A 9,486-nucleotide genomic window follows, 5' to 3' on the forward strand; every position below is an offset into this window, starting at 1 on the left:
GTCCGGCGTGGCGGCCGGCCCCCGTAGTCTGGGCGGATGCCCGGCCCGCTCCCCTCCCCCGCCGCACCCGGGGTCGCGCGGCTCGCCCGCCTCGCCGCGGCCGCGGCGCCTGCTCTCGGCGGCGTCCGGCTGATCGGGATCGACGGCCACGCCGGATCGGGGAAGTCGACGCTGGCCGACGCGCTGGCGGACCGGCTCGGGGGTGCGCCGGTGGTCCGCTCCGACGACCTCGCCGACCACGGCCACCTGTTCGCCTGGACGGAGCGGCTGGCCGACGAGGTGCTGGCCCCGCTGCGACGCGGCGAACCGGCGCGGTTCCGCGCCTACGACTGGGAGCGCCGCACGCCGGGCACCTGGCGGGAGGTACCCCCGGCGCCAGTGGTGCTGCTGGAGGGTGTCGGCGCCGGTCGGCGGGCCGTCCGGCCCGACCTGTCGCTGCTGCTCTGGCTGGAGGTCGACCGGGCGACGGCCTGGGGGCGCGGCCAGCGGCGCGACGGCCCCGCGCAGGCCCAGTTCTGGGCGGGCTGGAAGCCCGCCGAGGCCGACCACTTCCGTGACGATCCGTCACGGGACGCAGCCGATATCCTGGTTGTCCCGCAGTATGACGGGTATGTGGTCCGCCGCCGGTGACGGCCGCGCACCGAAGGAGACGCTACGACCCGTTCGGGGGACTCGATGACGCCTGGCGGCCCGGAGGCCCGGCAGCGGCGCGCCGCCGCCGACCTGGCGTGGCTGCGGGGCGTGGACGCCTACACGGCCGGGGCCTACGGGGACGCCGAGGACGGCTTCCGCGCCGCGGTCCGCGAGGACCCCGGCATGGCCGACGCCTGGCTGGGGCTGCACGCACTGCGGGTGGGGGTGGCCGAGGCGCTGGGCATGATGTTCGAGCACCGGGACCGCTTCGGTGAGCAGCGAGCCGAGCACGGCCGCCCACTGTCGTCCTGGTACTGGCTCGGCTGGTGGGTGCAGCCCGTCCTGGAGTCACCGCGCGACCTGCTCCTCGCCCACGCCTCCCAGCTGCTGGACGCGCGCCGGCTGCCCGAGCTGGACGCGGCGATCCGGCGCTGCCCGCCGCCCGGGGACGACGCCCGCAGCCGCTTCCTGCACGGCTGCCGCGCCTACCTGGCCAAGGACTGGGAGGCGCTGTTCCGGCACACCACCACCCTGCTGGACGACCCGCTGCTGGGGGTGGAGGCGTCGCTGTTCGCCGGCATGGCCCGGGTGCGACTGGGGATGTACGGGCAGGCGGAGCCGGTGCTGGCCACCGCTCTCGCGCGGTGCCGCAGCGAGCAGCCGCAGCGCAAGGAGCTGCGCTACTGGCTGGCGCGGGCCCGGGAAGGCAGCGGGCGGACCGCCGCGGCGATCCCGCTGTACCGGGCGGTGCAGCGGGCGGACCCGGCGTTCCTCGACACCGCCGCCCGGCTGCTGGCGCTCGCCGAGGAGGAGCCCGACTGGTCGGCCCCGCCGGACGAGGGCGATGCCGCAGGCCTGCCGGCGCCCGGCCCGGTCCCGTCGCAGCGGACCGCCCGGCCGGGCCCCGTCGGTGCACCCCCGGGGGAGGCCTCGGCACCGGCGGGGCCCGGCGGGGACGGCGCGCCTCCCAGCGCCCTGGCCCGGGCACTGGCCGAACTGGAGGACATGGTCGGCCTGGAGCCGGTGAAGGAGCACGTCCGGTCGTTGTCGGCGCAGCTGCGGATGGCGCGGCTCCGTTCCGGCCAGGGGCTCCCGGCCCGGACCCCGCAGCGTCATCTGGTCTTCTCCGGGCCGGCCGGTACCGGGAAGACGACGGTGGCCCGGATCGTCGCCCGGGTACTGCACGCGCTCGGCGCCGTCGAGCACGACCGGCTGGTGGAGGCGCACCGCGCCGATATGGTCGGCGAGTTCCTCGGGCAGACGGCGGTCAAGACGGATCGGTTGGTCGACTCGGCGGTGGGCGGTGTCCTCTTCGTGGACGAGGCCCACGGGCTCGCCCATTCCGGGTACGCGCAGGGCGACGCGTACGGGGACGAGGCGCTGCAGGTCCTGCTCAAGCGCGCGGAGGACAGCCGGGATCGGCTGGTGGTGATACTCGCCGGCCACCCCGAGGGCATGCGGCGGCTGTTCGGTGCCAACCCGGCGCTGGCCTCCCGGTTCCCGGCCCGGGTGGACTTCCCCACCTACGGGCCGCCGGAGCTGGCCGCCATCGCGGAGCGCGCGGCGCGGCTCGGTGGCGACCGCTGGGACGCCGAGGCGTGGGACGAGCTGCGGTCGGTCTGCGACCACGTGGCCGAACGGGGGTGGACGGACGAGTTGGGCAACGGCCGGTTCGTCCGGGAGCTGTACGAGTCGAGCTGCGCGTTCCGGGACGTGCGGCTGGCGGCGCTGCCCTCGGCGCCGGAGCGGTCCGAGCTGACGACGCTGCGGCTGCCGGACCTGATGCGCGCCTACGGCGAGGTGATCGGCGGCCGGGGCAGCGAGCGCGCCGACGATCGGGGACTGCCCCCGGGCTGAGCCCGGGGGCAGTGCGCTCGGCGGCCGGGGGCTCAGCCCCGGTCGGGGGCGCCGTGCGCCTCGACCAGGTCGCGCAGTGCGCGGGCCCGCCGCACCGCCGCCTCCCGGCCGGCGGCCGGCTGGATCGCCATGACGGGCAGCGCGGTGCCGTCGTGAAGGTCGAGCGAGGCCCAGGAGTCACCGTCGCGGAGGTTGACCCGCACCACCTGCGCCCATTCCAGCCGGCGGACCGACGTGAGGTTGACGACGGTCAGCCCCTGGTCGGTGGCGGTGACGCGGGGGCGGCTGAGCAGGGCCAGCACGGCCCAGATCAGCAGACCGGCGAGGCAGAACGCCGCCTGCTCCCCGATCGAGTGCCGCACCGGGCCCTCGCTCGGGAGCGCGAACCCGATCGCGGTCAGCGTGACGAACGCCAGGGCCCCGAGCGACATCAGCACCGCGACGGTCGCCGTGGGGCGGTAGGTGACCGGCAGTGCCGGCAGCGCGGGTCGCGGGTCCTCGGCGGCGGGGCCGGCGTCGGCCCCGGTGGGGTGGGAGGTGTTCACCGGTGGTCGTCCTTGGTCGCGGGTGCGGCGGGCGCGGTGGCGGCTGCGGGGGTCACAGCCGGCAGGCGTGGATCTGCGTGGTGAGGATGGCGCGCGCCCCCAGGTCGTAGAGCCCGTCCATGACGCGCTGCGCCTCCCGGGTCGGGACCATCGAGCGGACGGCGACCCAGCCGCGGTCGTGCAGCGGCGAGACGGTCGGGGACTCCAGCCCGGGGGTCAGGGCGATGGCCTGCTCGACCAGTTCCGCGCGGATGTCGTAGTCCATCATCACGTAGCGGCGGGCGACCAGGACGCCCTGCAGGCGGCGCAGGAACTGCGCCACCCGCGGGTCCTCGGCGTCGCCCCGCCGCCGGATGACCACGGCCTCGGACTCCAGGACGGGGTCGCCCACGATCTCCAGCCCGGCGTTGCGGAGGGTGGTACCGGTCTCGACGACGTCGGCGATGACGTCGGCGACGCCCAGCTTGATGGCGGTCTCGACCGCGCCGTCGAGGTGGACCACCGACGCCTGCACGCCCTGGCGCTCCAGGTAGGGCGCGACCACGCCGTCGAAGGAGGTGGCGATGGTGAGGCCGCCGAACTCGGTGACGTCGCGGGGGCCGCCGGGGCGGGTAGCGAACCGCAGGGTCGAGGCGGCGAAGCCGAGCTGCAGGATCTCCTCGGCGTCGGCGGTGGAGTCGACGAGCAGGTCCCGTCCGGTCAGCCCGACGTCGAGCTTGCCGGAGCCGACGTAGACGGCGATGTCGCGCGGGCGCAGGAAGAAGAACTCGACGTTGTTGTCGGAGTCGAGCAGCACCAGTTCGCGACGGTCCATCCGCTGGCGGTAGCCGGCCTCATGGAGCATCGCCACCGCCGGCTCGGAGAGAGCGCCTTTGTTGGGGACGGCGATGCGCAGCATGGTGTGGCTTCCTTCGGTGCGAATGGGTGCGGGGTGTCGGGTTCGGGTGCCGGCCCCGTGCGGGCCGGCGGCGGCGCGGTCGGCTGCGGGAGCCGGGGCGTCACAGGTGGGAGTAGACGTCCTCCAGCGAGATGCCGCGCGCCACCATCATCACCTGGAGGTGGTACAGCAGCTGGGAGATCTCCTCGGCCGTGCGGTCGGCGCCCTCGTGCTCGGCGGCCATCCAGACCTCGGCGGCCTCCTCGACGACCTTCTTGCCGATGGTGTGGACCCCCGCCGCGACCAGCTCCGCGGTGCGGGAGGTCTCGGGGTCGCCGGTGGCCGCCTTGCGGCTGAGCTCGGTGAAGAGCTCCTCGAATGTCTTGTTCGCCATGGTGGCCCCTAGCCTACGCGGGGGCCACCGGCGCCCGTCGTCAGTGCCGGAGTTCGGACACCCCGCGCAGGGTGGCCGCCGTCGCGACGGCGGCGGTGACCGCCTCGTGGCCCTTGTCCTCCGCCGACCCCGGCAGCCCGGCGCGGTCCAGGGCCTGCTGTTCGGTGTCGCAGGTGAGGACACCGAACCCGACCGGCACCCCGGTGTCGACACCGACCCGGGTCAGCCCCTCGGTCACTCCCTGGCACACGTAGTCGAAGTGCGGTGTTCCGCCGCGAATCACGACGCCGAGCGCGACGACAGCGTCGTAGCCGCGGTCGGCCAGCACCCGTGCCGCCACGGGGAGTTCGAAGCTGCCCGGCACCCGTACCAGGGTGGACTCCTCGATGCCCAGCTCGCGCAGGGCCCGCGACGCGCCGTCGACGAGGCCGTCCATCACGGTGGTGTGCCACTGCGCCGCGACGACCGCGACCCGCAGTCCGGTGTGCTCGGGAACGTCGACCTCGGGTGCGCCCTTGCCGCTCACGTGTCTCTCCTCGGTGGTTGGTGCTCCGCGCGGGGCCGCGCGGGGTGGTCGGACGGTCGTCCCAGGTCGGACGATCGTCTCAGGAGCCGGCGGCGCCGGCCGGGGCGTCGAGCCACGGCAGGTCGTGGCCCATCCGGTCGCGCTTGGCCCGCAGGTAGCGCAGGTTGTGGCGGCCGGCGCCGGCGGTGGAGCGGACGCGTTCCAGCACCCGCAGGCCGTGGTCGCCGAGCGCGGCGGACTTGCCCGGGTTGTTGGTGAGCAACCGCAGGGAGCGGACGCCGAGTTCGGCGAGGATCGCGGCGGCGGCCGAGTAGTCGCGGGCGTCGGCGGGCAGCCCCAGCTCCAGATTGGCGTCGAGGGTGTCCCGACCGCGCTCCTGGAGCTGGTAGGCGCGCAGCTTCGCGGTCAGGCCGATCCCGCGCCCCTCGTGGCCGCGCAGGTAGACCAGTACGCCGCGCCCCTCGGCCCGGATGCGGTCCAGCGCGTCGCGCAGCTGCGGTCCGCAGTCGCACCGCAGCGAGCCGAGGACGTCCCCGGTCAGGCACTCGGAGTGGACGCGGACCAGCACGTCCTCGCCGTCGCCGATCTCACCGGCGACGACGGCGATGTGCTCGACGCCGTCGGCGGCACGGTAGCCGTAGGCGCGCAGGTCGCCGTGGGAGGTGGGCAGGGCGGTCTCGCCCTCGCGCAGCAGCGGGACGGCGGCGGTGGCCGCGGTGTGGGCGGGGGTGCCGGGGAGCGGCGGGGCCGGCGAGGCCGTGCCGGTGCCGCTGCCGGCGGGGCGGGGGTCGGGCGGGGTGGCGCCGTCCGCGGCCAGGGTGCGCGCCAGCTCCTCGATGGAGATGACGGTCAGGCCGTGGCGCCGGGCGAACGGGATGAGCTGCGGCAGCCGCAGCATGACGCCGTCCTCCCCCGCGATCTCGACGATCGCCGCAGCCGGGCGGAGCCCGGCCAGCCGCGCCAGTTCGACGCCGGCCTCGGTGTGGCCCGGGCGCTCCCGGACCCCGCCGTCGCGGGCGCGGAGCGGGAAGACATGGCCGGGTCGGGTGAAGTCGCCCGGCGCCGCGTGGGGGTCCGCCAGCAGCCGGATGGTCACGGCGCGGTCGGCCGCCGAGATGCCGGTGGTGACCCCGTGGGCCGCGGTGGCGTCGACGGAGACGGTGAAGGCCGTCCCCATGCTGTCGGTGTTGTCGGGCACCATCTGCGGCAGCCGGAGCCGGTCGAGGTCCTCCCCCGCCATGGGGACGCAGATCAGCCCGCGGCACTGCGCCATCATGAAGGCCACGGTCTCGGTGGTGATGGTCTCGGCGGCGGCGACCAGATCGCCCTCGTTCTCGCGGTCCGCGTCGTCGACCACCACCACGGGCCGGCCGGCGGCGAGATCGGCCACGGCCTGCTCGACGGGGTCGAGGGTCTCGCCGGTCCCTGCGGCGGGGTGGGGGCCTTCGGTGCTCATACGGGTGCTCCTTCGGGAAGCGGCCGGGCGGTGACCGGGGTCCGGGTCCGCAGCCACCAGGCGCGCAGCCCCCACAGGACCAGGACGAAGTAGAGGATGTAGACCAGGCCGGAGAAGGCCAGGCCGCTGCTGAACGCCAGGGGGACGCCGACGATGTCGACCAGCAGCCAGGCGAACCAGAACTCGACCAGCCCCCGGGCCTGGGCGATCATGGCGACGAGCGTCCCGACGAAGATGTAGGCGTCCGGCCACGGGTTCCAGGAGAGGTGCGGCCAGAGGGTGAAGACGCCGCCGACCGCGGCGGTCCCGCCGGCGGCCAGGGCCAGCAGCAGCGCCCGCTCCCGCCAGGTGGCGAAGCGCACCTCGATCTGGCCGTCGCCCGAGTCGCGGCCCCGGCGCCGCCACTGGTGCCAGCCCCACGCGGCGACGAGGATGACCAGCAGCTGCTTGCCCACCCCGCCGGAGAGCTGGGCGGAGGCGTAGGCGAAGACCAGGATGAGCCCGGAGAGCAGCTGGACCGGCCAGGTCCACAGCGAGCGGCGCCAGCCGAGGGCGAGGGCGGCCAGCCCGCAGAGGTTGCCGACCATGTCGGACCACTTGATGGGCTGCCCCAGCGCCTCGAAGGCGGTGGCGTTGAGCGTGTCGACGAAGCTCACGGTGTCGGCTCCCCGTCCGTCGGCGGGACGGCGTCGGCGGCCGCGGCCGCCTGCCGGGGGCCCGCGGCGCCGAGGGCCCCGTGGGCGCCCGGGCCGCCGTGGGTGAGCAGCCGCTCGACGTACTTGGCGAGCACGTCCACCTCCAGGTTGACGGTCTCGCCGGGCTGCCGGAGCCCCAGGGTGGTCAGGTCGAGCGTGGTGGGGATCAGGCTGACGGTGAAGGAGTCGGCGGCCGCCTCCACCACGGTGAGGCTGACGCCGTCCACCGTGATCGACCCCTTTTCCACCACGTAGCGGGCGAGGGCCGGGGGCAGCGAGATGCGGACCACCTCCCAGAGGTCGCCCGGCTCGCGGTGGACGACGACGCCGGTGCCGTCGACGTGTCCCTGCACGAGGTGGCCGCCGAGGCGTCCCCCCAGCGCCATCGGGCGCTCCAGGTTGACGCGCGCGCCCGGACGCAGCGCGCCGAGGCCGGTGCGGTGGAGCGTCTCGGCCATGACGTCGGCGGCAAACTCGCCGTCGCCGTGGTCGACCACGGTCAGGCAGACGCCGTTGACGGCGATCGAGTCGCCGTGACCGGCGTCCGCGGTGACGAGCGGGCCGCGGAGCCGGAAGCGGCGCGAGTCGCCGTGCTCCTCGACGGCGACGACCTCGCCCAGCTCTTCGACGATTCCGGTGAACACGTGTCAGGACCCTTCGGTGGTGGGGACGCCCGCGGGGCGGGGCACGGCGGTGACGCGCAGGTCGGGTCCGACGCGGGCGACGTCGGTGATCTCCAGCCGCAGCGCGGCCGAGACGGTGTCGACGCCGGCGTCGTTGAGCAGCGGGGCCCCGGCGCCCAGCAGGGCGGGGGCGAGGTAGCCGACGACCCGGTCTACCGCCCCGGCGGCCAGCCAGGCGCCGGCGAGGGTGGGCCCGCCCTCCAGCAGCACCGACCGGACCTCGCGGCGGTGCAGCTCGGCCAGGAGTGCGGCGGGGTCCAGCCCTCGGCCGGTCGCGGCGCGCGGCAGCCGGACCACGTCGGCACCGGCCAGCGCCGCGGTGCGGTCGGCGGGCAGGTCGGCGGCGACGGCGACCAGGGTGGGCGCCGCGTCGTCGAGGACGCGGGCGCCGGGGCGCACCACCGCGGCCTCGGTGTCGACCGCGACCCGCAGCGGCTGGACGGCGTCGGGGACGCCGCGGACCGCGAGGTGCGGGTCGTCGGCGCGCAGCGTGCCGGAGCCGACCAGGACGGCGTCGGCCTCGTGCCGCAGCCGGTGGACCTCGGCGCGGGACTCGGCGGAGGTGATCCAGCGGCTGCTGCCGTCGGCGGCGGCCACCCGGCCGTCGAGGGTGGCGCCGTACTTCCAGGTCACGGCGGGGCGGCCGCGGCGGACCGCGGTGAGCCAGGCGTGGTTGACGTTCTCGGCCTCCGCCGCCAGCAGCCCGGCGGCGACCTCGACACCGGCCGCGCGGAGAGTGGCGGCCCCGCCGGCCGCGGCGGCGGTGGGATCGGCCACGGCGTAGACGACACGGGCGATACCGGCCGCCAGCAGCGCGCGGCTGCACGGACCGGTCCGGCCGGTGTGGTCGCAGGGTTCGAGGGTGACGACGGCGGTTCCGCCGCGAGCGAGGCCGCCGGCGGCGGTGAGCGCCTCGACCTCGGCGTGCGGACCGCCGGCCCGCCGGTGCAGGCCCTCTCCGACGGTGCGGCCGTCGGGGGCGAGCACGACGCAGCCGACCACGGGGTTGGGGCGGGTACGCCCCAGGCCGCGGGCGGCGAGTGCGACGGCGCGGCGCATGGCGCGGCGCTCGGCGTCGTCGGCTGCTGGGGCTGCCACCGGTTCTCCTGCCTGTCGGGCAAGACGTCCGGGGCGCTGGGAGAAACGGACGGCGACCGGCGACGGCGGGAGGGCGCGGACCTGGCCCCGGGTTCACCGGGACGCGGGTACGCGGCACACAGCCGTGCCGGTTCCGCCGCGCACTGCCTCCCATCCGGACTTTCACCGTCGGTCCAGAAGTTTCACCTGGTCAACCGACCACTGGAGGTGGCCGGGTCGCGGACTGTAACCGCCGGCTCGGAATTTCACCGACCCCGGAGTGCGCTTGCGTCACTGATACGGGACCAGTCTGCCACGGGTGGCGGTCGGGCGGCGGCGGGGGCGGCGCGGCTGTGCCGGGCGTCACACGCGGGCGCGCGCCGGTGACCGGGCGGCGCAGCGGGCAGCGGACAGCGGGCAGCGAGGGTGGCTCAGCCGGCTCCGGCGGCCGGGTGGTCGTCCGGGGCGAAGAGGGCGTCACGGGCGGCGTCGAGCGCGGTGAGCAGCGCACCGCGCAGGACCGCTCCGCCGCCGGAGCGCGCGGCGCGCACCTCGGTGTCCAGCGGTGACAGGGTGCGCAACCGCTCCTCGACCCGGCGCGCGAGTCCGTCGCCGCCGGCCCGGCCCGTCTCCCCGCCGAGCACCACGCGGCCGGGGTCCAGCACGGCGGCGACGGCCGCGGCGGCGAGGGCGATCCGCTCGGCGAGCACCGCCAGGAACGCCTCGGCCGCCTCGACCGGGGG

11 protein-coding genes and 1 riboswitch are annotated in these 9,486 nt (G+C 76.1%); of the genes, 2 read left to right on the forward strand and 9 right to left on the reverse strand.

Annotated elements, in window-relative coordinates:
• Nucleotides 1-36: 36 nt before the first annotated feature.
• Both HCN56_RS20230 and HCN56_RS20235 read left to right on the forward strand, forming a co-directional pair.
• Nucleotides 37-630, forward strand: a complete 594-nt coding sequence (locus tag HCN56_RS20230) for a uridine kinase family protein (protein WP_167973184.1) — start codon at nt 37-39, stop codon at nt 628-630.
• A gap of 45 nt (nt 631-675) precedes the next feature.
• On the forward strand, nt 676-2,490 hold the full coding sequence (locus HCN56_RS20235; RefSeq protein ID WP_167973186.1) for an AAA family ATPase: 1,815 nt from the start codon (nt 676-678) through the stop codon (nt 2,488-2,490).
• Between the two features lie 32 nt (nt 2,491-2,522).
• Here HCN56_RS20235 and HCN56_RS20240 read toward each other — a convergent pair whose 3' ends face one another.
• From HCN56_RS20240 to HCN56_RS20280, 9 genes are all read right to left on the reverse strand, one after another.
• The gene (locus HCN56_RS20240) at nt 2,523-3,035 is read right to left on the reverse strand and encodes a PH domain-containing protein (protein ID WP_312871316.1); all 513 of its coding nucleotides are present in this window, start codon (nt 3,033-3,035) and stop codon (nt 2,523-2,525) included.
• A gap of 52 nt (nt 3,036-3,087) precedes the next feature.
• Nucleotides 3,088-3,933 (reverse strand): ATP phosphoribosyltransferase, encoded by an 846-nt coding sequence (gene hisG, locus HCN56_RS20245; protein ID WP_167973188.1) that lies wholly within the window; start codon nt 3,931-3,933, stop codon nt 3,088-3,090.
• A gap of 100 nt (nt 3,934-4,033) precedes the next feature.
• Nucleotides 4,034-4,306: a phosphoribosyl-ATP diphosphatase gene (locus HCN56_RS20250; RefSeq protein ID WP_167934293.1), complete on the reverse strand. Its 273-nt coding sequence runs from the start codon at nt 4,304-4,306 to the stop codon at nt 4,034-4,036.
• Between the two features lie 40 nt (nt 4,307-4,346).
• Nucleotides 4,347-4,832: a 6,7-dimethyl-8-ribityllumazine synthase gene (gene ribH / locus HCN56_RS20255; protein ID WP_167973190.1), complete on the reverse strand. Its 486-nt coding sequence runs from the start codon at nt 4,830-4,832 to the stop codon at nt 4,347-4,349.
• A gap of 79 nt (nt 4,833-4,911) precedes the next feature.
• Nucleotides 4,912-6,288, reverse strand: coding sequence for a 3,4-dihydroxy-2-butanone-4-phosphate synthase (ribB, locus tag HCN56_RS20260; protein ID WP_167973192.1), 1,377 nt, complete (start codon nt 6,286-6,288; stop codon nt 4,912-4,914).
• The gene (locus HCN56_RS20265) at nt 6,285-6,944 is read right to left on the reverse strand and encodes a nicotinamide mononucleotide transporter family protein (protein WP_167973194.1); all 660 of its coding nucleotides are present in this window, start codon (nt 6,942-6,944) and stop codon (nt 6,285-6,287) included. Before HCN56_RS20265 ends, ribB begins: the two co-directional genes overlap by 4 nt.
• Nucleotides 6,941-7,627 (reverse strand): riboflavin synthase, encoded by a 687-nt coding sequence (locus tag HCN56_RS20270; RefSeq protein WP_167973196.1) that lies wholly within the window; start codon nt 7,625-7,627, stop codon nt 6,941-6,943. Before HCN56_RS20270 ends, HCN56_RS20265 begins: the two co-directional genes overlap by 4 nt.
• Before the next feature lie 3 nt (nt 7,628-7,630).
• Complete coding sequence (gene ribD, locus HCN56_RS20275; RefSeq protein ID WP_167973200.1) at nt 7,631-8,725, reverse strand: bifunctional diaminohydroxyphosphoribosylaminopyrimidine deaminase/5-amino-6-(5-phosphoribosylamino)uracil reductase RibD; 1,095 nt, start codon at nt 8,723-8,725, stop codon at nt 7,631-7,633.
• 175 nt (nt 8,726-8,900) lie between these two features.
• Nucleotides 8,901-9,031, reverse strand: a riboswitch (FMN riboswitch).
• Nucleotides 9,032-9,174: 143 nt separating this feature from the next.
• On the reverse strand, nt 9,175-9,486 hold a 312-nt coding region (locus HCN56_RS20280; protein ID WP_376770901.1), incomplete at its 5' end, for an ROK family protein.

Source organism: Streptomyces lonarensis (genome assembly GCF_012033735.1).
Lineage (GTDB): Bacteria > Actinomycetota > Actinomycetes > Streptomycetales > Streptomycetaceae > Streptomyces > Streptomyces lonarensis.

Bases quoted from the DNA above. Each gene is read 5' to 3' on its own strand.
- HCN56_RS20230 (WP_167973184.1), top strand. From the start codon at position 37: ATGCCCGGCCCGCTCCCCTCCCCCGCCGCACCCGGGGTCGCGCGGCTC.
- HCN56_RS20235 (WP_167973186.1), top strand. From the start codon at position 676: ATGACGCCTGGCGGCCCGGAGGCCCGGCAGCGGCGCGCCGCCGCCGAC.
- hisG (WP_167973188.1), bottom strand. From the start codon at position 3,933: ATGCTGCGCATCGCCGTCCCCAACAAAGGCGCTCTCTCCGAGCCGGCG.
- HCN56_RS20250 (WP_167934293.1), bottom strand. From the start codon at position 4,306: ATGGCGAACAAGACATTCGAGGAGCTCTTCACCGAGCTCAGCCGCAAG.
- ribB (WP_167973192.1), bottom strand. From the start codon at position 6,288: ATGAGCACCGAAGGCCCCCACCCCGCCGCAGGGACCGGCGAGACCCTC.
- ribD (WP_167973200.1), bottom strand. From the start codon at position 8,725: ATGCGCCGCGCCGTCGCACTCGCCGCCCGCGGCCTGGGGCGTACCCGC.